This is a genomic window from Herbaspirillum lusitanum P6-12 (assembly GCF_000256565.1).
In the GTDB taxonomy this organism is placed as follows: domain Bacteria; phylum Pseudomonadota; class Gammaproteobacteria; order Burkholderiales; family Burkholderiaceae_D; genus Herbaspirillum; species Herbaspirillum lusitanum.
In genome coordinates this window covers 1-21,420 of sequence record NZ_AJHH01000137.1, presented here as the reverse complement: position 1 = coordinate 21,420, position 21,420 = coordinate 1, and the positions used below count along the sequence as shown (strand labels likewise).

Sequence of the window (21,420 nt, the reverse complement as noted above, 5' to 3'; positions counted from 1 at the left end):
AGGCCGCGCTCGATCTGGTCGGCGTCGGCGCTGATCAGGATGTCGATGGGATTGCCGATGGCGTAGACGCTGGCGAACACCAGCAGCGACATCAGCAGCAACACGGCAAGGCTCTGGACGCAGCGGCGGATTATGAAAACAAGCATTGGCGGTTGGCTGGTGAATGAAAAAACTGCGAAAAGCGAATGGTGCAGAAAACATGCAAGAGAAGCAACTACATTTGTGGAAGCCGTTCAAGCCTGGGAGTAATATAGACGAGACCGCGACAAAAGACTCGTCGTCGCCATCATCAACACCCAGTATCGAAATGACAACACAGCAGCAAGGTACGCATCATGAAACTCATCGATCCCATCACCAGATTCCATGCCGAATTGCAAAAGATCCGGCGCGACATCCACGCTCATCCCGAACTGAGCTATGAAGAACAGCGCACCTCCGACGTCGTCGCGCAAAAGCTGACCGAATGGGGCATTCCGGTGGTGCGCGGACTAGGCGTCACCGGCGTGGTCGGCATCATCAGGAGCGGCGACGGTCCGCGTGCGATCGGCCTGCGCGCCGACATGGACGCCTTGCCGATGCCGGAGCTGAACACCTTCCCGCACGCTTCCAAAAACGCCGGCAAGATGCACGCCTGCGGCCACGACGGCCACACTGCCATGCTGCTGGGCGCGGCGCATCACTTGTCGCAGCATCGCGATTTCAACGGCACCGTGTATGTGATTTTCCAGCCGGCCGAAGAAGGCGGCCGCGGCGCCGAGCGCATGATCCAGGATGGCCTGTTTGAAAAATATCCGATGGATGCGGTGTTCGGCATGCACAACTGGCCGGGCATGAAAGCCGGCACCTTCGGCGTCACGCCGGGACCGATGATGGCGTCGAGCAATGAGTTCGAAGTGATCGTCAAAGGCAAGGGTTCGCACGCGGCGCAGCCGCATAAATCCATCGACCCGGTGATGACGGCGGTGCAAATCGCGCAGAGCTGGCAGACCATCGTTTCGCGCAATGCCAACCCCAACGATCCGGCCGTCTTGTCGATCACGCAGATCCACGCCGGCAGCGCCACCAATGTCATTCCCGACAATGCCAGCCTGATCGGCACCGTGCGCACCTTCAGCACGCCGGTGCTGGATCTGATTGAGCGCCGCATGCGCGAGATCGCGCAACATACGGCCGCAGCCTTCGATGCTGAAGTCGATTTCAACTTCCAGCGCAACTATCCGCCGCTGATCAATCATGCGAAAGAAACCGCATTCGCCGTCGAAGTCCTGCAAGGCATCGTCGGCGCCGACAATGTCGATGCCGCGGTCGAACCGACCATGGGCGCCGAAGATTTCGCCTTCATGCTGCAGCACAAACCCGGCTGCTATGTCTTCATCGGCAACGGCGAAGGCGGCCATCGCGACAGCGGTCATGGCCTCGGTCCGTGCAACCTGCACAATCCGAGTTACGACTTCAACGATGATTTGCTGCCGCTCGGCGCGACCTATTGGGTGCGTCTGGCGGAGGCCTTTCTGAAGCCGCAATAAACTTTTGATCGCGTTGAAAAAACGGCGGGCCATCATGGCGCCGCCGTTTTTATTGCGTGCTCACTGCATGACCTACCTGGCAAGAATCGCTACAGCCTGCTTGCCGTAGTTCACGATGTAACCGCCGTTCGCCTGCTGCCAGGCGCGCGCGGTCGGTTCGTCGGGAAACCAGTTCTGCTCGAAGTCGCCGAACTGGCCCTGCTCGAAACGATAGCGATCCAACACCGCGGTTTCACGAAGATCAATCTCCTGCTTGCAGATGTCCCAATTGGGAAAGCCGAGTTCGCGCGCCAGCATGTGCAGGATATGTTTCAGCTGCAGCGTCTCGCGTACGCCGTACAGATCGGTGACGGCGAGCTCCGGCATGAGACCGGCGTCGATCACCCGGCGCAGCACCGGCAAGGCTTTGCTGGGCTGGTCGGCGCGACCGTCGCGCACCAACCGGCGTGCATGTCGGCGCAGGAATTCGCTGTTGCAGCAGGGTTCGCCGGCAATAGTACTCAATTGCTTGAACAGGGGATGGGAGGTAGACCACATAACGTTCCTTTCATATCGACCGTTCTCGCTACGGTCATATCAAGGTTTCAACGTCAGGGCATATCCGAAAGGGAAGGTGCGCGTAACAATGAACAGGTGCGTCAGCTTTCGCGAGACCGGGCCTCCTGTCAGGCCCGGCGTCATTGTAGCGGCTTTCGCGCGGGGTCTGCAACCCGCAGGCCGCGAACTATGTTCACGGACCGTTGTTTCGGGCATCATCGCAAGACAAGTCATAACAAGGAGAAACAATGAAACTGCTCGCCGACATCCTGGTGGCGCTGATCGCCGTGCTGCATGTCTGGATCCTGGTGCTGGAGATGTTCCTGTGGACCAAGCCGCTGGGGCTGAAGACCTTTCGCCAGTCGCGCGAAGCGGCCGAGGCGTCCAGGGTGCTGGCCGCCAATCAGGGCCTTTACAACGGTTTTCTCGCAGCGGGACTGGCGTGGGGACTGATCTCCGGCGATGGCGCGATCAAGCTGTTCTTCGTCGCCTGCGTGCTGGTCGCGGGTATCTACGGCGGCCTCACCGCCAAACGCTCCATCCTGTATGTGCAGGGATTGCCGGCCTTGCTGGCGTTGCTCGCGCTGCTGGCGGCGCGCTAAGGCCTGATTTACTGCTGCGGCGACGCTGCCTGCCTGGCCACCGTGGCCTGGCGCAACAGGCGGATGTCGCCGTACCAGGCTTCCACTTTCCCTTCGGTGTTGTCGGTGTCGGTGAGCACGCCGACACCGATCAGCCGTCCCGGCTGTTCGCCGTATACCTTCACGTAATCGTCGACGATGTTGCGCTGGTAGCTGACCCACTGGCCGACATTGGCCGCGCCGCTTTCGGCCACCAGCATCTGGATGCGGCCGGTGCGCGTGTTGGCGATGACGCTCTCCTTGGGCGCCTTGTTTTCCCAGATATACATCAGCGTGGCGTAGGGAAAGTCATGTCCCGACAACAGCTTGGCGGTGTCGAACAGGATCGTGTCCATGAAGGACAGCTTGTTCTTGTCGCCGTCGAAGGCCAGCACGATGCGCACCGGCGAATCTTCGGTGTCGCGGAAACGATTGTCGGCGGTCTTGATCAAGGCCGAGGTCTTCCAGCTCCAGCTCAGCCAAGGTTGTTTGACCGGATCGATATTGACCTCATGGCGCAGGCCCGATGACGCCTTGTCGGCGAAGGCGCGCAATACCGTGCGGTCGCCGTCCCTGACCAGGCCGTATTCGGTCGCCTTCTTCTTGCGCATGAAGCTCAGCGGCTCCCATTCCTTGGGCAAGCCTTGCGCCGGGTTGCTCGAGAACAGCGCGAGCGCCTGGTCCAGCTTGACCTGCTTGGCGACCGGATCATGTACTTTTTGCGTGTTGGCGCAGGCGGCGAGGATGGCGACCATGCCGGCCAGCATGGCCAGGCGCAGGGAAGACGGCAGCGAAGAGGTGACGACAGACTTCATGGATTCCCGACGAAATTGCGAAGATGGAAAGTGGGCGCAGCTGCGGTTGGATTTTTCTGTTTCAATTTTGCTGGCGCAGGATATTGATGAACATCTTCCCTATCGATGACAGGGTGGCGTTTTTGCGGGTCACGATACCATAGTGCTCGATGCGGGTCTTCAGATGCACGGGCAGGATGCACAGCATTTGCTTGGCCGCGAAGAAGTGCGCGATATCCAGCGGCATCACGGCGACCATGTTCGATTGCGCCAGCAAGGTGACCGTGACGAACGGCGATGCCGTTTCGATAACATTGGCCGGCACCTTCATTCCCTCCAGCTTGAATTCGTGCTCGATCCAGATGCGCATCGGCATATTGCTGGAATACAGGATCCATGACGAGGTCGACAATTCCTGCAGGCGCACCTTCTGCGCGGTTGCCAGGTGATGATCAAGCCCGGTGACGATGCACATCGGTTCGCCACGCAGCATTTCATAGTTGTACAGCTGCGGCTGTGAACTCACCGAGGAACGTCCCACCATCAGGTCGATGCGCCCCTGATCCAGCAGCAGCAGCTGGCGTGCGCTGGTGTCTTCGGTGATTTCGATCGAGACCTCCGGCTGGACCTCGCGCAGGCGCGTCAGCGCGCGCGTCCCATGATGGTGCCGATCGACAACCTGCCGCCCTGCCCGGTCAGCATGCCCTGCAACTCGTCGCGCAGATTACTGATGTCGCTCTGGATCAGGCGCGCATAACGGATCACGCAACGACCCAGCTCGGTGGCTTCGATACCACGCGTCGACCGGTCGAACAATGTCACCCCCAGCGCCGACTCCATTTCATGCAGCGCCTTGGTGGCGGCCGGCTGCGTCATGTGCATGACTTCTGCGGCCTTGTGCAGCGAACCTTGCTCGTCGAGCGCCGTCAGCAAGGCCACCTGCTTGAAACGCAGGCGACTGACGATCGCGCTCACCGAGGGCAAAACCGCTGGCGTTTCCTGAGTTGCCTGCGGTTGGTTATCACCCGATGAATTAAGGTCATTAGACATCGTTGTGGAAGCCTCTTATATTTTGTCCAGCAAAAACATAATGCTAACGCATCCATACTCGAGAGGATGTGAATAATTTCATGGAGACATTGGCGAAATTGATCTGAGCGCCGTTGCACACAGCAAAGCGCACGATTGATTCGACCTGCCGGCGCCTATATGCGATGCGCGCTGCGCCATCGCCGGATGTCTCCATATCAACATCGGAGACAACGTGAGACTGATTCAATTCGAAGACCGCCAGGGCAGCCGCAAAGTCGGCATCGTGTGCGGCAAGGCCATCAACGTGGTTTCCCAGGTCAGCACCATGCACGAGCTGGCCCTGCTGGCGATTGCCGAAGGCAATTCGCTGGAACGCCAGGCGCAACTGCTCAACAGCAACACCTCGGAAGATTACGCCGCCATCCTGAAGGAAAACCGCATCCTGGCGCCGCTGGACCATGCGGACCCGGCGCATTGCCTGGTGTCCGGCACCGGCCTGACGCACTTGGGCAGCGCCTCCACGCGCGACAAGATGCACCAGAAGCTGGACGATGATGAAAGCGCCATGACCGACACCATGCGCATGTTCAAGTGGGGCCTGGAAGGTGGACGTCCGGGTCGCGGCAAGGTCGGCGCGCAACCGGAATGGTTCTACAAGGGCGACGGCGACATCGTGGTCAATCCGGGCGCCGCCTTCCCGATGCCGGAGTTTGCCGAAGACGCCGGCGAAGAGCCAGAGCTGACCGGCCTGTACATCATCGGCGACGACGGCCAGCCGCATCGCCTCGGTTTCGCCATCGGCAACGAGTTTTCCGATCACGTGGTCGAGCGCAAGAATTACCTGTACCTGGCGCACTCGAAGCTGCGCTACTGCTCGTTCGGCCCGGAACTGCTGGTCGGCGAACTGCCGGCCAACCTGGTCGGCATGAGCCGCATCCGTCGCGAGCGACGGCCGCGTCATCTGGGAGAAGGAATTCCTCTCCGGCCAGGACAACATGTGCCACGCCATCGAGAACCTGGAGTACCACCACTTCAAGTACAACCAGTTCCTGCGGCCGGGCGACATCCACGTGCATTTCTTCGGCACCGCGACGCTGTCGTTTGCCGACGGCGTGCGCACGCAGTTGGGCGACACCTTTGAAATCAGCCTGCCGGATTTCGGCGAACCATTGGTCAACGGTATTGCACGCGAACAATCGCGCATCGCCATCGACGGCATCAAAGTACTTTGATCGACAGGTAGCAAGTTTCAGGAATGTCGTCATTACCGAAAATAAAAGCGCCCATCAAGAGGCGATTGCCGATACGCTCACCGGACCGGACAACGATCCGCAGCGCATCAATAATGAATTGTCCTGAGTAGCGGACCTTCCGGTCCGGCCAGGCCTCAGCAAGGAGACCCAGCAATGCCAACACACTTCCAGCCGACGTGCGTCATGAGAATGTTCATGAGGACGTCTGCCTGCCCAGTTCCATCTGTCCTTCATCCATGCCTTGGATAGCTGCCTGATTTGCAGCCTGTTCAGCAGCCTGATTACCCGGTTTCCCGGAATCAGCCGCCGTCCCGAAGACTTCTGGAGACTTCATGCATTACACCTTTGATTTCATGAGCGTGTTCGTCAACTGGCCCCGTTTGCTCGAAGGCGCCTGGCTGACGATACAGTTATCCGCGCTTTCCATCGTATTGGGCTTTGTGGTCGGCACGTTGTGCGCCATCGCCTTCAAGAGCAAGAGCTGGCTGCTGCAGGCGCTGGTCAAGACCTATGTCGAGATCATCCGCAATACGCCGTTGCTGGTGCAGGTGTTCCTGGTCTATTTCGGCCTGGCCAGCATCGGCTTGCGGCTGACTGCGGAAACCGCCGCCGTGATCGCGCTGACCGTCAACGTCGGCGCCTACACCGCGGAGATCATGCGCGCCGGCATCAACTCCATTCACCCCGGCCAGATCGAAGCGGCCGAATGCCTGGGCATGTCGAAGTTCCATGTCTACTGGCATGTGGTGTTGCTGCCTGCGGTGGAACGCGTTTATCCATCGCTGACCAGCCAGTTCATCCTGCTGATGCTGGCATCGAGCATCACGTCGCAGATTTCTGCAGAAGAACTGACCGCCACCGCCAACCTGGTGCAGTCGGAAACCTTCCGCAGCTTTGAAGTGTATGTGGTGATCGCCGTTGCCTACCTGGCCTTGTCGTTCCTGTTCCGCGCCGCGTTCTGGCTGGTCGGGAAGACCGCGTTTGTGCGCAAGCGCAAGCTCGGCACCAATCTGTAAGGAGACAACGTGACCTCATTTACCTTTTTACATGTCGAATACCTGTTGCAGGCGGCGGTCTGGACCATCGTGCTGTCGCTGGTGGCGTTCGCCTTTGGCGGCGCGGCCGGCTTCGTGATCGCGCTGTGGCGCGTGTCCCCCAACAAGACGCTGCGCGCCATCGCCAGCTGGTACATCCAGATCGTCCAGGGCATCCCGCTACTGGTGATCCTGTTCGTGGCCTACTTCGGCCTGGCGATTGCGGGCTTCAAGCTGTCGCCGCTGGTGGCGGCCGGGATTTCGTTCGCGGTGTATTGCGCCGCCTTCCTCGGCGAGATCTGGCGCGGCTGCATCCAGGCGGTGCCGAAGACCCAGTGGGAAGCGTCGGAATGCCTGGGCTTCAACCGCTTCGAGCAATTGCAGAAAGTGATCCTGCCGCAAGCGTTCAAGATCGCCATTCCGCCGACTGTCGGCTTCATGGTGCAAATCGTCAAGAACACCTCGCTGGCGTCGGTGATCGGCTTCGTCGATCTGTCGCGCGCCGGCCAGATCATCAACAACTCGACTTTCCAGCCGTTCACCGTGTTCGGCTGCGTGGCCCTGATTTATTTTTGTCTCTGCTATCCGCTGTCGGCGCTGAGCAAGCACTTTGAAAGGAAATTGAATGTCAGCAATCGTTAGCATCAACAATCTGCACAAGAGCTTCGGCACGAACAAGGTGTTGAACGGCGTCTCGCTGGATGTGCAGAAGGGCCAGATGGTTGCGATCATCGGTCGCAGCGGATCGGGCAAGAGCACCTTGCTGCGTTGCCTCAACGGACTGGAGCGCATCGACTCGGGCGACATCAACGTCTGCGGCCATGACATCCATCATCCGGACAAACTCAACCTGCGTGAACTGCGCAAGCAGGTCGGCATCGTGTTCCAGAGCTACAACCTGTTCCCGCACGTGACCGTGGAGCGCAACATCACGCTGGCGCTGACCACCATCAAGAAGATGGCGACAGCAGAGGCGAAAAAAATCGCGCACAATGTGCTGACGCTGGTCGGCCTGGAAGCCAAGAAGGAAGCCTATCCGGAGCAACTCTCCGGCGGCCAGGCGCAGCGCGTGGCAATTGCCCGCTCGCTGGCGATGGCGCCGGAACTGATGCTGTTCGACGAAGTGACGTCGGCGCTCGATCCGGAACTGACCGGCGAAGTATTGAAGGTCATGGAAGACTTGTCCAAGCAGGGCATGACCATGGTGCTGGTCACGCATGAAATGGCGTTCGCGCGCAAACTGGCCGATGTGCTGGTGTTCATGCACCAGGGAAAAGTCTGGGAAATGGGGCCTCCGGACGAGTTGTTCACCAATCCCAAGACCGCTGAACTGGCGAAGTTCGTCAGCAGCGAGTTGTAATTTTCGAATCAGCAGAAAATAGCTTCACCACGTTGCAGTAAAAATCGATACCTCAGGAGACAACATGAAAACTTTATCCAATTTCACCAAAAAAGCTGCAGCCGTCATGCTCGGCCTGGCCTGCTTCGCCCAGGTGGTCCATGCCGACACGCTGGCCGACATCAAGGCGCGCAAGAAAGTGCTGATCGCCGTCGACCTCGGCGCGCCGCCGTTCGGCATGACCAACGCCAAGCTGGAACCGCAGGGCTCGGACGTGGAAACCGCACGCGCGCTGGCCAAGGATCTGGGCGTGGAACTGGAAATCGTGCAAGTCACCGGCCCGAACCGCGTGCCCTTCCTGATGACCGGCAAGGCCGACATGGTCATCGCCACGTTCAGTATCACGCCTGAACGCGCCAAGGTCATCAGCTTCACGCATCCGTACGGCGCGTCGCAATTCGTCGTCGCCGCACCGAAGGGTACCGCGATCAAGAGCCTGGCCGACCTGAACGGCAAGCGTATCGCCGTCGTGCGCGGCAACATGCAGGATTCCCTGCTGACGCCGCTGGCGCCGAAGGGCGCCACCATCGTGCGCTTTGACGATGATGCCACCGTGACCGCCGCCGTCGTGTCGGGCCAGGTTGACGGCCTGTGCACACCGAATGCGCTGGCTGCCGCGATCGCTCGCCAGAATCCATCCAAGGGCCTGGAAACCAAGTTCGCGATCAAGGACATCCCTTACGCCATCGGCATCCGTCAAAACGAACCTGAACTGCAAAAATGGCTGAACGCCTGGGTCGACACCAACACCAAGAACGGTCGCCTCGGTCAGATCTACCAGCAATGGGTCGGCACACCGATGCCTGACCTGGCGCAATTTGCGACGAAGTAATTTGCAGTGAAGTAAGTGAGCATCATGTAAGCAGCAACACGCACCACGGCCGGCGCCATTGCTTAGCAGTGCGTCGGCCGACATGCCATTCACTGTTGCCGATAGCCGATATTTGCCGATTTTTACCGAGATCATCATGAAACCTATTTCTCCCGTCATTCGATTGAATCCTGTCGATGATGTTGTCATTGCGCGCCGCCAGCTGATCACCGGCACCATTCTCGAAGAAGAGAACGGCCTGCGGGTCGCGGCGCTGATCCCCGCCGGCCACAAGATGGCGACACGCGCCATCGCCGTCGGCCAGCCGATCAAGCGTTATGGACAAATCATCGGTACCGCCAGCCAAGCCATTGAGCCAGGTCAGCACGTGCACACGCACAATCTGGCCATGGCGGAGTTTTCGCGCGAGCATTCCTTCGGCGCCGATTTCAAGCCGGTCGATTATGTCGACACGCCTGCCACCTTCCTCGGCATCAAGCGCCAGGACGGTCGCGTCGCCACGCGCAATTACATCGGTGTGCTGACCTCGGTGAATTGCTCGGCCACCGCCGCACGCGCGATTGCAGATTACTTCCGCCGCGACATCCACCCGGAAGCGCTGGCTGATTTCCCCAACGTCGACGGTATCGTTGCGCTGACCCACGGCCTTGGCTGCGCGGTTGACTCGGAAGGCGAACCGCTGGCAATGCTGCGCCGTACCCTGGCTGGTTACGCCAAGCATCCGAACTTCGCTGCCGTGCTGATCGTCGGCCTCGGCTGCGAGACCAATCAGATCTCCGGCCTGCTGGAAGCGCACAATCTGAAAGAGAACGAGTACTTCCACACCTTCACGATCCAGAGCACCGGCGGCACCGCCAAGACGGTCGCGCTGGGTATCGAGAAGATCAAGAAGATGCTGCCCAAGGCCAATGACGTCAAGCGTGAACCGGTTCCGGCCAGCCACCTGACGCTGGGCCTGCAATGCGGCGGCTCGGACGGCTATTCGGGCATCACCGCCAATCCGGCATTGGGCGCCGCGGTCGACTTGCTGGTCAGGCACGGCGGCACCGCGATCCTGTCGGAAACGCCGGAAATCTACGGCGCGGAGCACTTGCTGACGCGTCGCGCAGTGTCGTCGGAAGTCGGCGAAAAGCTGCTGGCGCGCATTGCGTGGTGGGAAGAATACTGCGCCAAGAACGGCGCCGAAATGAACAACAATCCTTCCGCCGGCAACAAGGCAGGCGGCTTGACGACCATCCTGGAAAAATCGCTGGGCGCCGTCGCCAAGGGCGGCACGTCCAACCTGATGGACGTCTACAAATATGCGGAGACGGTGACGGCCAAGGGCTTTGTCTTCATGGATACTCCCGGCTACGATCCTATCTCTGCAACCGGGCAAGTCGCCGGCGGCGCCAACATGATCTGCTTCACCACCGGCCGTGGTTCGGCCTATGGCTGCGCACCGTCGCCGTCGCTGAAACTGGCGACCAACACGGCATTGTGGCAACGCCAGGAAGAAGACATGGACATCAACTGCGGTGAAATTGCCGACGGTCTGGCCACGCCGCAGGAAATCGGCGCCAAGTTCTTCCAGATGATCCTCGACACCGCTTCGGGCAAGAAGACCAAGAGCGAGTTGCATGGCTACGGCCAGGACGAGTTCGTGCCCTGGCATATCGGCGTTTATACCTGATCGCCTGCAATTTCCTCTGCTTGCTGTCGCCGGCGTCTGTCTTGCCGGCGACAGTTTTTACATCGAGGGTTGCAACCTCAGGAAATCAGGAAATTTTGCCGGCACGCCTTGAAGCATCTCGCCGTATCTCGTCCTCATTCAGCATCGTCCCCTGACATTCATTTGGAGCACGCATGACACACGCATTCACGATTCAGGCACACCTGCCCGAAGATCACCAGCAAGCGACCCTGATTGGCCGTATCTGGCAACCGAACGTCGGGCCGGTGCTGGTCAAGGTGCAAGCCGACGGTGTGTATGACCTGACTGCCGTCGCAGCGACCTCGAGCCAGCTGCTCGAACTCGACAATCCCGCTGCCGCAGTCGCGCAGGCCAAAGCGCCGCGCCTGGCTTCGCTGGAAGACCTGCTGGCCAATGCCGACGTCGCTACGCGCGATACGTCGCGTCCGTGGCTGCTGGCGCCGATCGACCTGCAGGCGGTCAAGGCCAGCGGCGTGACCTTCGTCGCCAGCATGCTCGAGCGCGTGATCGAAGAACAGGCGCGCGGCGATGCCGGCAGAGCGGAATCGGTGCGCAAGGCCATCACCGCCGTCATCGGCGACAACCTCTCCAGCGTAGTGCCAGGCTCGCCCGAGGCCGCGCGCTTGAAAGAAGTGCTGCTGGATCAGGGCGTGTGGTCGCAATACCTGGAAGTCGGCATCGGCCCCGACGCCGAGATCTTCACCAAGGCGCAGCCGCTGTCTTCCGTCGGCCTGGGCGATGAAGTCGGCATCCATCCGAAGTCGGTCTGGAACAATCCCGAACCGGAAATCGTGCTGGTGGTGAACAGCCGCGGCGTGACGTTAGGCGCGACACTCGGCAACGACGTCAACCTGCGCGACTTCGAAGGCCGCTCCGCCCTGCTGCTGGGCAAAGCCAAGGACAACAACGCATCGTGCGCAGTCGGGCCTTTCATTCGTCTGTTCGATGCAAACTTTTCAATTGACGACGTGCGCCGTGCCGAACTTACAATGCGGGTTGACGGTACGGAAGGCTTTACGCTCAAGGGCAGCAGTTCGATGTCGATGATCAGCCGCGATCCGCTGAACCTGGTGGAACACGCCATAGGCCCGAATCACCAGTATCCCGACGGCCTGGTGCTGTTCCTCGGCACCATGTTCGCGCCGACGCAGGACCGCTTCGGACCGGGACAGGGTTTCACCCACCAGGTCGCCGACGTGGTCACGATCGCGACGCCGAAGCTGGGCGCGCTGGTGAACAAGGTCAACTTTACCGACAAGGTAGCGCCATGGACATTTGGTCTGACGGCGCTGCTCAAGAATCTCGCACAACGCAAACTCATTTAAAGGAAACACCATGTCGCAATCCTCTGGACGCCTGGCCGGCAAGACCGTACTGATCACTGCCGCCGCGCAAGGCATCGGCCGCGCTTCGGTCGAACTGTTTGCACGCGAAGGCGCACGTGTCATCGCGACCGACATCAGCAAGCAGCATCTGGATGAACTGGCCGGCATCGCCAACGTGGAAACGCACCTGCTGGACGTGACCGACGACGCCGCGATCAAGGCCTTGGTGGCCAAGGTCGGCGCGGTCGACGTTCTGTTCAACTGCGCGGGCTACGTTGCCGCCGGCAACATCCTGGATTGCGACGACAAGGCCTGGGATTTCTCCTTCAACCTGAATGCCAAGGCCATGTTCCACACTATCCGTGCGGTGTTGCCGGGCATGCTGGCGAAGAAGTCCGGTTCGATCGTCAACATCGCGTCCGCGGCATCGAGCGTCAAGGGCGTGGCGAATCGCTTCGCCTACGGCGCCAGCAAGGCGGCCGTGGTCGGCCTGACCAAATCGGTTGCGGCCGACTTCGTCGCACAAGGCGTGCGTTGCAATGCGATCTGCCCGGGCACCATCGAGTCGCCCTCGCTGAACCAGCGCATCACGACCCAGGCCAAGGAAACCGGCAAGAGCGAAGCGGAAGTGCGCCAGGCTTTCGTCGGCCGTCAACCGATGGGCCGCATCGGCAAGGCGGAAGAAGTCGCAGCGCTGGCGCTGTATCTGGCGTCGGAAGAGTCGGCATTCACTACCGGCGCAATCCACATGATCGACGGTGGCTGGTCGAACTGATCGCCGATTAGATTGATGCCGCGATGTAGTTTGCTACATCGCCACGCTGATGCTCCCGCAGCCCCTGCCGATCCTGGATCGCAGGGGCTGCGGTGTTTTGGGCGGTACGTACGCGGTGTCCGGCACGAGGGTATTGATAGTTTTTTTATTTTCTTTTTAAACTCCGGCAGCATTGTTCAGCTCACCGGAATAGGCATAATGCAGTTCTTGTTTATCCGAAACTGCTGAGTCCAATGCCCATGCCTTCACATCCAATCCAGATCGCTTTCGACACGCCCATGCAACTTGGTGAATGCCCTTTATGGCACGCCGGTGAAGGTGCACTGTACTGGATCGACATTCCCGGCCGGGCGGTGCATCGCCTGCATGAAAGCAGCAAGACGCACCGCAGCTGGCCCATGCCCGGCGAACCCGGTTGCATTGCCATTCATGCCGATGGCGGCTTGCTGGTGGCGTTGCGTGATGGACTATTCCGCCTCGACACGGACAGCGGCGACTTGACTCGTCTGCTCGACGCGCCTTACGACGTCAGTAAACTCCGTTTCAACGACGGCCGCTGCGACGCAACGGGACGCTTCTGGGTCGGGACGATTTATGAGCCGCGCGATCAGGAATTGGGCAGCTTGTTCTGTTTCGACCATGGACAATTGCGCGATGCGGCGCATCCGGTCACCACTTCGAATGGCGTGGCATTCAGCACCGACAAGCGCAGGATGTTCCATGCGAACACACCGGCCCACCGCATCGACGTCTACGATTTCGATCTCACCAGCGGTAGCACCAGCAACAAGCGACTGTTCAAGCAATTCGATACGGACAAGACAGCACCGGATTACGGCGGCCGTCCCGATGGCGCTGCAGTCGACAGCGAGAACGCGTATTGGTGCGCGATGTTTGAAGGCGGACGCGTGCTGCGGCTTTCTGCGACCGGCGACATTTTGCAGGAGATCAATATACCAGCGCGCTGCCCGACAATGATTGCCTTTGGCGGCGAGGATTTGCGCACGCTCTACATCACTACTGCCAGGAATGGCCGCAGCGAAGCTGAGTTGGCACAGTATCCTCATTCCGGCTGCGTGTTGTCGTTGCGGGTGGACGTCGCCGGTTTGCCGGAATTTGCATATCGGGGATAAGCGGTTTCGGGCGAATTGCATTATCTTTTTGCCAATGAAATAACCTCATTCCAAGCCAGCTCCAGCAAAGCTGTTCAATTTCAGCGACAATCACGGTCACGCTTGTTCCGAGACTTGCTTTCTTTTCTAGTTGTTATGAGAAAATAGCCTCAGGTGTTTGCGGATGATATTCGCTCTCAGCACAACCGATTCCATTTCGATATTCAACAATATTTACTCTAGCGAAAACTCCATGTCGATGAAAAAATTTGCCCTCAAACTTACTGTCGCCGCCGTTGCTCTGATCGGCCTGCAAACTTCCAGCTACGCCGTTGATTCCGTGTCCGTTGAAGCCGGCGCCGGATCCAAGGTTCAGATGCTGCGCCTGGGTGCGCAATGGGATTGGAAGAACACCGCCTGGTGGCAATCGAACGGTACCCACATCGGCGGCTACTGGGATCTGACAGTCGCTGAATGGCATCAAAAGCGTTACAACAATACTGATTCCAGCAAGAACTTCACCGATATCGGCTTCACACCGGTCTTCCGTTTCCAACGCGACGACAAAAAAGGTTTCTACGGCGAAGCAGGCATCGGCGTTCACCTGTTCTCCTCGCTGTACAACAACGACACCAAGAAGCTGTCGACTGCCTTCCAGTTTGGCGACCACCTCGGCACCGGCTATGTTTTCGCAAATGGCCTGGACGTCGGTCTGAAGCTGCAGCATTTTTCGAACGGCGGCATCAAGCAACCGAACGGCGGCGTGAATTTTGCGGTGCTCAAGGCTGCTTACCGCTTCTGATGGTTTGAACGGCTGTCGATGCTGACGGCAAGAATAAAGAAACCGGTCGCTGACCGGTTTTTTTACGCCCATAGAATTGTCCTGCTTTTCGATATGGCCTTCTGATAGTTTGCGCCTGGTTTTCTGAAGGAAGGGCTGAGTGCGAGAGAGGACTGCCGCTGTTCCTCGTTTATTTCTGCGAGGCGCTGGTGTGCTTGATACAAACCACGACCGTGGACGCTTGATCTTCCTGGTCGATCAGCGGTGTTGGGAGCGTAGTTGGAATGAAGCGGCGGTGAGTCCGCGAGGCGCGGATTGCACTCGGGAAGGGGATATTGCCGGTGGCGAACGCAATGCAGGTAAAACAGTGAGGCGGAAGAGGTAAAACGGAACCGGCAGTTGGTTTGCGCCCGGGTAATACGCCGCAAATACGGCGTGGAGGGATTGAAGAGGGGAAGATATGACAAAGGAAGCGGACAGCAAAAAGCCCCACACCTGATGGTATGGGGCTTGAGCTTAATTAATAGCCTGACGATGACCTACTTTCACACTGGTTGCAGCACTATCATCGGCGCGAAGTCGTTTCACGGTCCTGTTCGGGATGGGAAGGGGTGGTACCAACTTGCTATAGTCATCAGGCATAACTTGTAGTGTTGCTTGGGTCCAATTGGAGCTAGGATGGCCAAACAACGCAATCTGGGAAGAAGTAAATTTTATCTTTGGGTGTGATGTGCCGATCAGGGCAAACACATAAATCTCTAAAGCTATAACAGCTAATGTTATAGGGACAAGCCGCACGGGCAATTAGTATCAGTTAGCTTAACGCATTACTGCGCTTCCACACCTGACCTATCAACGTCCTGGTCTCGAACGACCCTTTAGGGGGGTTAAACCCCCGGGAAGTCTCATCTCAAGGCGAGTTTCCCGCTTAGATGCTTTCAGCGGTTATCTCTTCCGAACTTAGCTACTCGGCAATGCCACTGGCGTGACAACCGATACACCAGAGGTTCGTCCACTCCGGTCCTCTCGTACTAGGAGCAGCCCCCTTCAAACTTCCAACGCCCACGGCAGATAGGGACCAAACTGTCTCACGACGTTTTAAACCCAGCTCACGTACCACTTTAAATGGCGAACAGCCATACCCTTGGGACCGGCTACAGCCCCAGGATGTGATGAGCCGACATCGAGGTGCCAAACTCCCCCGTCGATATGAACTCTTGGGAGGAATCAGCCTGTTATCCCCAGAGTACCTTTTATCCGTTGAGCGATGGCCCTTCCATACAGAACCACCGGATCACTATGTCCTACTTTCGTACCTGCTCGACTTGTCAGTCTCGCAGTTAAGCACGCTTATGCCATTGCACTATCAACACGATGTCCGACCGTATCTAGCGTACCTTCGAACTCCTCCGTTACACTTTGGGAGGAGACCGCCCCAGTCAAACTGCCTACCATGCACTGTCCCCGATCCGGATAACGGACCAAGGTTAGAACCTCAAACAAACCAGGGTGGTATTTCAAGGATGGCTCCATAGAGACTGGCGTCCCTACTTCAAAGCCTCCCACCTATCCTACACAGATTGGTTCAAAGTCCAATGCAAAGCTACAGTAAAGGTTCATGGGGTCTTTCCGTCTAGCCGCGGGTAGATTGCATCATCACAAACATTTCAACTTCGCTGAGTCTCGGGAGGAGACAGTGTGGCCATCGTTACGCCATTCGTGCAGGTCGGAACTTACCCGACAAGGAATTTCGCTACCTTAGGACCGTTATAGTTACGGCCGCCGTTTACTGGGACTTCAATCAAGAGCTTGCACCCCATCATTTAATCTTCCAGCACCGGGCAGGCGTCACACCCTATACGTCCACTTTCGTGTTTGCAGAGTGCTGTGTTTTTATTAAACAGTCGCAGCCACCTTTTTATGCAACCCTTTTGTCCTTCTGGCGCAGGCCAGTCAAACTACTAGGGCGTACCTTATCCCGAAGTTACGGTACAAATTTGCCGAGTTCCTTCTCCCGAGTTCTCTCAAGCGCCTTAGAATACTCATCTCGCCCACCTGTGTCGGTTTGCGGTACGGTCTCGTTAGACTGAAGCTTAGAGGCTTTTCTTGGAACCACTTCCGATTGCTTCGCGAACAAGTTCGCTCGTCCCATACCCTTGAATTACGCTGCCGGATTTGCCTAACAGCCTTCTCTGATACAGAAACCGGGACATCCAACACCCGGACAACCTTCCGCGATCCGTCCCCCCATCGCATCTAACGACGGTGCAGGAATATTAACCTGCTTCCCATCAGCTACGCATCTCTGCCTCGCCTTAGGGGCCGACTCACCCTGCTCCGATGAACGTTGAACAGGAAACCTTGGGCTTACGGCGTGGGGGCTTTTCACCCCCATTATCGCTACTCATGTCAGCATTCGCACTTCTGATACCTCCAGCATCCTTTACAAGACACCTTCGCAGGCTTACAGAACGCTCTCCTACCATATCAATAAATTGATATCCGCAGCTTCGGTGACTGGCTTAGCCCCGTTACATCTTCCGCGCAGGACGACTCGATCAGTGAGCTATTACGCTTTCTTTAAAGGGTGGCTGCTTCTAAGCCAACCTCCTGACTGTTTTAGCCTTCCCACTTCGTTTTCCACTTAGCCAATCTTTGGGACCTTAGCTGGCGGTCTGGGTTGTTTCCCTCTTGACGCCGGACGTTAGCACCCGACGTCTGTCTCCCAAGCTCGCACTCATCGGTATTCGGAGTTTGCAATGGGTTGGTAAGTCGCGATGACCCCCTAGCCATAACAGTGCTCTACCCCCGATGGTGATACTTGAGGCACTACCTAAATAGTTTTCGGAGAGAACCAGCTATTTCCAAGTTTGTTTAGCCTTTCACCCCTACCCACAGCTCATCCCCTAATTTTTCAACATTAGTGGGTTCGGTCCTCCAGTGCGTGTTACCGCACCTTCAACCTGGCCATGAGTAGATCACTTGGTTTCGGGTCTACACCCAGCGACTGAACGCCCTATTCGGACTCGATTTCTCTACGGCTTCCCTATTCGGTTAACCTTGCCACTGAATGTAAGTCGCTGACCCATTATACAAAAGGTACGCAGTCACGGAACAAGTCCGCTCCTACTGTTTGTATGCACACGGTTTCAGGATCTATTTCACTCCCCTTCCGGGGTTCTTTTCGCCTTTCCCTCACGGTACTGGTTCACTATCGGTCGATTACGAGTATTTAGCCTTGGAGGATGGTCCCCCCATGTTCAGACAGGATTTCACGTGTCCCGCCCTACTTGTCGCAAGCCTAGTTCCACACTACTGATTTCGTATAAGGGGCTATCACCCTCTATGGCCGGACTTTCCATTCCGTTCTACTATCAATGGTGCTAAATCTTGCAGGCTGGTCCCATTTCGCTCGCCACTACTTTGGGAATCTCGGTTGATTTCTTTTCCTGCAGCTACTTAGATGTTTCAGTTCGCCGCGTTCGCCTCACAGACCTATGTATTCAGTCAGTGATACCCTTGCGGGTGGGTTTCCCCATTCGGAAATCTGCGGATCAAAGCTTGTTTGCTAGCTCCCCGCAGCTTATCGCAAGCTACTACGTCCTTCATCGCCTGTAATCGCCAAGGCATCCACCATGTGCACTTATTCACTTGTCCCTATAACGTTAGCCTCTCTTCCGAGAGATCGTTATAGAGTTTTTTGAGTTTAGCGTTTGCCGTATTGCCAAAGTAAGTCTTCTAATTGCTAAGATCACTTCGTAATACTTTGATTGATACAATCACACCCATCAACTTCTTGCACAAGGATCGAAATCCTGGCGCTCGTCGTTGACGAATTCTTTACTTCTTCCAGATTGTTAAAGAACAAAAACAGCTATTGATCACTAAAAGACCAAACCTAAATCCACACGCTCATGCATGCGACTTAGGTTTGATGTTTCTGGTGGAGGTTGACGGGATCGAACCGACGACCCCCTGCTTGCAAAGCAGGTGCTCTCCCAGCTGAGCTAAACCCCCGAAACTCTTTGGTGGGTCTGGTTGGGCTCGAACCAACGACCCCCGCGTTATCAACACGGTGCTCTAACCAGCTGAGCTACAGACCCGCTTGGATCAGTAATCAGCAGTCAGCCAGCAGACTATGCCGCCGCCGCAACCGATATAACTGTTCTTCTTTACTAACAGACGATAAGTGTGAGCGCTTAAATCATGCGCACTCTAGAAAGGAGGTGATCCAGCCGCACCTTCCGATACGGCTACCTTGTTACGACTTCACCCCAGTCACGAACCCTGCCGTGGTAATCGCCCTCCTTACGGTTAGGCTAACTACTTCTGGCAGAACCCGCTCCCATGGTGTGACGGGCGGTGTGTACAAGACCCGGGAACGTATTCACCGCGACATGCTGATCCGCGATTACTAGCGATTCCAACTTCATGGAGTCGAGTTGCAGACTCCAATCCGGACTACGATACACTTTCTGGGATTAGCTCCCCCTCGCGGGTTGGCGGCCCTCTGTATGTACCATTGTATGACGTGTGAAGCCCTACCCATAAGGGCCATGAGGACTTGACGTCATCCCCACCTTCCTCCGGTTTGTCACCGGCAGTCTCATTAGAGTGCCCTTTCGTAGCAACTAATGACAAGGGTTGCGCTCGTTGCGGGACTTAACCCAACATCTCACGACACGAGCTGACGACAGCCATGCAGCACCTGTGTTACGGTTCTCTTTCGAGCACTCCTAAATCTCTTCAGGATTCCGTACATGTCAAGGGTAGGTAAGGTTTTTCGCGTTGCATCGAATTAATCCACATCATCCACCGCTTGTGCGGGTCCCCGTCAATTCCTTTGAGTTTTAATCTTGCGACCGTACTCCCCAGGCGGTCTACTTCACGCGTTAGCTGCGTTACCAAGTCAATTAAGACCCGACAACTAGTAGACATCGTTTAGGGCGTGGACTACCAGGGTATCTAATCCTGTTTGCTCCCCACGCTTTCGTGCATGAGCGTCAGTGTTATCCCAGGGGGCTGCCTTCGCCATCGGTATTCCTCCACATATCTACGCATTTCACTGCTACACGTGGAATTCTACCCCCCTCTGACACACTCTAGCCATACAGTCACAAATGCAATTCCCAGGTTGAGCCCGGGGATTTCACATCTGTCTTGCATAACCGCCTGCGCACGCTTTACGCCCAGTAATTCCGATTAACGCTTGCACCCTACGTATTACCGCGGCTGCTGGCACGTAGTTAGCCGGTGCTTATTCTTCAGGTACCGTCATTAGCCCCAGGTATTAACCAAGACCGTTTCTTCCCTGACAAAAGAGCTTTACAACCCGAAGGCCTTCTTCACTCACGCGGCATTGCTGGATCAGGCTTGCGCCCATTGTCCAAAATTCCCCACTGCTGCCTCCCGTAGGAGTCTGGACCGTGTCTCAGTTCCAGTGTGGCTGGTCGTCCTCTCAGACCAGCTACTGATCGTCGCCTTGGTGAGCTTTTACCCCACCAACTAGCTAATCAGATATCGGCCGCTCCATGAGCATGAGGTCTTGCGATCCCCCACTTTCATCCGTAGATCGTATGCGGTATTAGCTAATCTTTCGACTAGTTATCCCCCACTCTAGGGCACGTTCCGATATATTACTCACCCGTTCGCCACTCGCCACCAGGAGCAAGCTCCCGTGCTGCCGTTCGACTTGCATGTGTAAGGCATGCCGCCAGCGTTCAATCTGAGCCAGGATCAAACTCTTCAGTTCAATCTCTGTTTTGCCATTGCTGGCTGATTCTTTCGAATCGGTCACTCACTCAAAATACTGACAGATAATTTCTTACCTATATTTCTTCGTGAGCGTTTAAAAATATTTAAAGTTTCCAGACCCGAAGGTCTGTCGCACTTCATTAAACGCCCACACTTATCGACTGTTAATTTTTAAAGAACCTTGCCTGCTTCGCACTGCACCGAAGTGCCGTTTGCGTCGCTGTCAAATCGTTTTGTTTGTCAGCAGCAGAGAAACGAGATTATGTAGTGTTTTTTAATTTGCGTCAACTACTTTTTTAACGCTTCACTAAAAATTTTTACTTCCAACTTCTCGCTTCAAAAACCTTTTTTACTTCCTTTTCCCCACCTCCGGCGCGCTGCGTCTTGCTGTTTGCTGCGTCGCTCTGTCAGCGGGGAGGCGAACTATAGCAAAGCTTTTCCATTCCGTGCAACCCTTTTTGAAAAATTATTTAAACTTTTTACCCCCCCTCCCGGCAAACCCACGCCAGCCCTGCATTTGCAGCCGTAAATAATTTTAAAAACAAAAAGCATGAAGCCCGTCCCTGACGGGACAGGCTTCATTTTCAATACAAATACCGGCAGCAGATTATTGATTCTTGAAGCTCGGCGTCCGCTTTTCCAGGAACGCCGCCATGCCTTCCGTCTGATCTTCGGTAGCGAAGCAGCTGTAGAACAAGGCGCGTTCATATTTGATGCCCTCGGCCAGCGTCGTTTCGTACGCCCGGTTCACCGAATCCTTGACCATCGCCGCTACCGGTTGCGACATCTCGGTAATGACGATGGCCGCAGCCAATGCCTCGTCCATCAACTTATCGGCGGCAACCACCCGCGACACCAATCCGGCGCGCTCGGCTTCCTGCGCATCCATCATGCGTCCGGTCAGGCACAGGTCCATGGCCTTGGCCTTGGATACCGCGCGCGCGCTTATA

The 21,420-nt window shown here is 56.9% G+C and carries 16 protein-coding genes, 2 tRNA genes, 3 rRNA genes and 3 pseudogenes; 12 read left to right on the top strand and 12 right to left on the bottom strand.

The genetic code is table 11. The features are described 5' to 3' along the window. A pseudogene (locus HLUSI_RS32375) lies at positions 1–146 on the bottom strand (ABC transporter permease); the annotation flags it as partial. A 189-nt stretch (positions 147–335) separates the two neighbouring features. Between HLUSI_RS32375 and HLUSI_RS0104905 the strand changes: the two are divergent. Continuing rightward, a complete protein-coding gene (locus HLUSI_RS0104905) occupies positions 336–1,529 on the top strand; it encodes a M20 aminoacylase family protein (protein ID WP_016832911.1) in 1,194 nt (397 codons plus the stop codon). Between the two features lie 72 nt (positions 1,530–1,601). Here HLUSI_RS0104905 and HLUSI_RS0104900 read toward each other — a convergent pair whose 3' ends face one another. Further along, complete coding sequence (locus HLUSI_RS0104900; protein ID WP_016832910.1) at positions 1,602–2,066, bottom strand: hypothetical protein; 465 nt, start codon at positions 2,064–2,066, stop codon at positions 1,602–1,604. Positions 2,067–2,314: 248 nt separating this feature from the next. Between HLUSI_RS0104900 and HLUSI_RS0104895 the strand changes: the two genes are divergently transcribed. Next, positions 2,315–2,668 (top strand): DUF1304 domain-containing protein, encoded by a 354-nt coding sequence (locus HLUSI_RS0104895; protein WP_016832909.1) that lies wholly within the window; start codon positions 2,315–2,317, stop codon positions 2,666–2,668. 8 nt (positions 2,669–2,676) lie between these two features. Here the strand turns inward: HLUSI_RS0104895 and HLUSI_RS0104890 are convergent, their stop codons facing one another. Together HLUSI_RS0104890 and HLUSI_RS27020 are read right to left on the bottom strand one after the other, a co-directional pair. After that, positions 2,677–3,501, bottom strand: coding sequence for a DUF3047 domain-containing protein (locus tag HLUSI_RS0104890; protein ID WP_016832908.1), 825 nt, complete (start codon positions 3,499–3,501; stop codon positions 2,677–2,679). Between the two features lie 61 nt (positions 3,502–3,562). After that, positions 3,563–4,530, bottom strand: a pseudogene (locus tag HLUSI_RS27020) (LysR family transcriptional regulator). Positions 4,531–4,744: 214 nt separating this feature from the next. Between HLUSI_RS27020 and araD1 the strand changes: the two are divergent. After that, positions 4,745–5,744: pseudogene (gene araD1, locus HLUSI_RS27015) on the top strand (AraD1 family protein). Here araD1 and HLUSI_RS0104875 read toward each other — a convergent pair. Then, entirely contained in the window at positions 5,731–5,925 is a 195-nt protein-coding gene (locus HLUSI_RS0104875) for a hypothetical protein (protein WP_016832906.1), read from the bottom strand. The pseudogene araD1 and the gene HLUSI_RS0104875 overlap by 14 nt on opposite strands. A 33-nt stretch (positions 5,926–5,958) precedes the next feature. Next, positions 5,959–6,099 carry a hypothetical protein gene (locus tag HLUSI_RS32370; RefSeq protein WP_016832905.1) on the bottom strand — a complete coding sequence of 47 codons (141 nt, stop codon included), beginning with the start codon at positions 6,097–6,099 and terminating at the stop codon, positions 5,959–5,961. Between HLUSI_RS32370 and HLUSI_RS0104865 the strand changes: the two genes are divergently transcribed. The 9 genes from HLUSI_RS0104865 to HLUSI_RS0104825 all read left to right on the top strand — a co-directional run bounded on the left by HLUSI_RS0104865 (position 6,098) and on the right by HLUSI_RS0104825 (position 14,737). Next, on the top strand, positions 6,098–6,781 hold the full coding sequence (locus HLUSI_RS0104865; RefSeq protein WP_016832904.1) for an amino acid ABC transporter permease: 684 nt from the start codon (positions 6,098–6,100) through the stop codon (positions 6,779–6,781). The genes HLUSI_RS32370 and HLUSI_RS0104865 overlap by 2 nt on opposite strands. A gap of 9 nt (positions 6,782–6,790) precedes the next feature. Beyond that, a complete protein-coding gene (locus HLUSI_RS0104860; RefSeq protein ID WP_016832903.1) occupies positions 6,791–7,441 on the top strand; it encodes an amino acid ABC transporter permease in 651 nt (216 codons plus the stop codon). Next, positions 7,425–8,159, top strand: a complete 735-nt coding sequence (locus HLUSI_RS0104855; RefSeq protein WP_016832902.1) for an amino acid ABC transporter ATP-binding protein — start codon at positions 7,425–7,427, stop codon at positions 8,157–8,159. Before HLUSI_RS0104860 ends, HLUSI_RS0104855 begins: the two co-directional genes overlap by 17 nt. Positions 8,160–8,223: 64 nt before the next feature. Next, positions 8,224–9,030, top strand: coding sequence for a transporter substrate-binding domain-containing protein (locus HLUSI_RS0104850; RefSeq protein WP_016832901.1), 807 nt, complete (start codon positions 8,224–8,226; stop codon positions 9,028–9,030). A gap of 136 nt (positions 9,031–9,166) precedes the next feature. Continuing rightward, positions 9,167–10,702: a UxaA family hydrolase gene (locus HLUSI_RS0104845; protein WP_029363141.1), complete on the top strand. Its 1,536-nt coding sequence runs from the start codon at positions 9,167–9,169 to the stop codon at positions 10,700–10,702. A 173-nt stretch (positions 10,703–10,875) separates the two neighbouring features. Then, a complete protein-coding gene (locus tag HLUSI_RS0104840; RefSeq protein ID WP_016832899.1) occupies positions 10,876–12,048 on the top strand; it encodes a fumarylacetoacetate hydrolase family protein in 1,173 nt (390 codons plus the stop codon). Between the two features lie 10 nt (positions 12,049–12,058). Then, a complete protein-coding gene (locus HLUSI_RS0104835) occupies positions 12,059–12,823 on the top strand; it encodes an SDR family oxidoreductase (protein ID WP_016832898.1) in 765 nt (254 codons plus the stop codon). A gap of 239 nt (positions 12,824–13,062) precedes the next feature. Beyond that, positions 13,063–13,956 (top strand): SMP-30/gluconolactonase/LRE family protein, encoded by an 894-nt coding sequence (locus HLUSI_RS0104830; protein ID WP_029363140.1) that lies wholly within the window; start codon positions 13,063–13,065, stop codon positions 13,954–13,956. 232 nt (positions 13,957–14,188) lie between these two features. Then, the gene (locus tag HLUSI_RS0104825; RefSeq protein ID WP_016832896.1) at positions 14,189–14,737 is read left to right on the top strand and encodes an acyloxyacyl hydrolase; all 549 of its coding nucleotides are present in this window, start codon (positions 14,189–14,191) and stop codon (positions 14,735–14,737) included. A gap of 505 nt (positions 14,738–15,242) precedes the next feature. On the opposite strand, the gene rrf is transcribed toward HLUSI_RS0104825, so the two are convergent. From rrf to HLUSI_RS0104795, 6 genes are all read right to left on the bottom strand, one after another. Beyond that, positions 15,243–15,355: ribosomal RNA gene (rrf, locus tag HLUSI_RS0104820) — 5S ribosomal RNA — on the bottom strand. A 144-nt stretch (positions 15,356–15,499) separates the two neighbouring features. After that, positions 15,500–18,373: ribosomal RNA gene (locus HLUSI_RS0104815) — 23S ribosomal RNA — on the bottom strand. Positions 18,374–18,657: 284 nt separating this feature from the next. Continuing rightward, a tRNA-Ala gene (locus HLUSI_RS0104810) sits at positions 18,658–18,733 on the bottom strand. A gap of 9 nt (positions 18,734–18,742) precedes the next feature. After that, positions 18,743–18,819, bottom strand: a tRNA-Ile gene (locus HLUSI_RS0104805). 116 nt (positions 18,820–18,935) lie between these two features. Next, a 16S ribosomal RNA gene (locus HLUSI_RS0104800) occupies positions 18,936–20,468 on the bottom strand. Together the 16S, 23S and 5S rRNA genes with 2 tRNA genes alongside form the textbook arrangement of a ribosomal RNA operon. A gap of 609 nt (positions 20,469–21,077) precedes the next feature. Then, the coding region (locus HLUSI_RS0104795; RefSeq protein WP_016832895.1) for an enoyl-CoA hydratase-related protein at positions 21,078–21,420 on the bottom strand (343 nt) is incomplete at its 5' end.

Excerpts from the sequence above, each read along its gene's own strand:
- HLUSI_RS32370 (WP_016832905.1), bottom strand. The coding sequence starts at position 6,099 with ATGAAGTCTCCAGAAGTCTTCGGGACGGCGGCTGATTCCGGGAAACCG.
- HLUSI_RS0104850 (WP_016832901.1), top strand. The coding sequence starts at position 8,224 with ATGAAAACTTTATCCAATTTCACCAAAAAAGCTGCAGCCGTCATGCTC.
- HLUSI_RS0104830 (WP_029363140.1), top strand. The coding sequence starts at position 13,063 with ATGCCTTCACATCCAATCCAGATCGCTTTCGACACGCCCATGCAACTT.
- HLUSI_RS0104825 (WP_016832896.1), top strand. The coding sequence starts at position 14,189 with ATGTCGATGAAAAAATTTGCCCTCAAACTTACTGTCGCCGCCGTTGCT.
- HLUSI_RS0104855 (WP_016832902.1), top strand. The coding sequence starts at position 7,425 with ATGTCAGCAATCGTTAGCATCAACAATCTGCACAAGAGCTTCGGCACG.
- HLUSI_RS0104835 (WP_016832898.1), top strand. The coding sequence starts at position 12,059 with ATGTCGCAATCCTCTGGACGCCTGGCCGGCAAGACCGTACTGATCACT.
- HLUSI_RS0104865 (WP_016832904.1), top strand. The coding sequence starts at position 6,098 with ATGCATTACACCTTTGATTTCATGAGCGTGTTCGTCAACTGGCCCCGT.
- HLUSI_RS0104890 (WP_016832908.1), bottom strand. The coding sequence starts at position 3,501 with ATGAAGTCTGTCGTCACCTCTTCGCTGCCGTCTTCCCTGCGCCTGGCC.
- HLUSI_RS0104845 (WP_029363141.1), top strand. The coding sequence starts at position 9,167 with ATGAAACCTATTTCTCCCGTCATTCGATTGAATCCTGTCGATGATGTT.
- HLUSI_RS0104905 (WP_016832911.1), top strand. The coding sequence starts at position 336 with ATGAAACTCATCGATCCCATCACCAGATTCCATGCCGAATTGCAAAAG.
- HLUSI_RS0104900 (WP_016832910.1), bottom strand. The coding sequence starts at position 2,066 with ATGTGGTCTACCTCCCATCCCCTGTTCAAGCAATTGAGTACTATTGCC.
- HLUSI_RS0104895 (WP_016832909.1), top strand. The coding sequence starts at position 2,315 with ATGAAACTGCTCGCCGACATCCTGGTGGCGCTGATCGCCGTGCTGCAT.
- HLUSI_RS0104840 (WP_016832899.1), top strand. The coding sequence starts at position 10,876 with ATGACACACGCATTCACGATTCAGGCACACCTGCCCGAAGATCACCAG.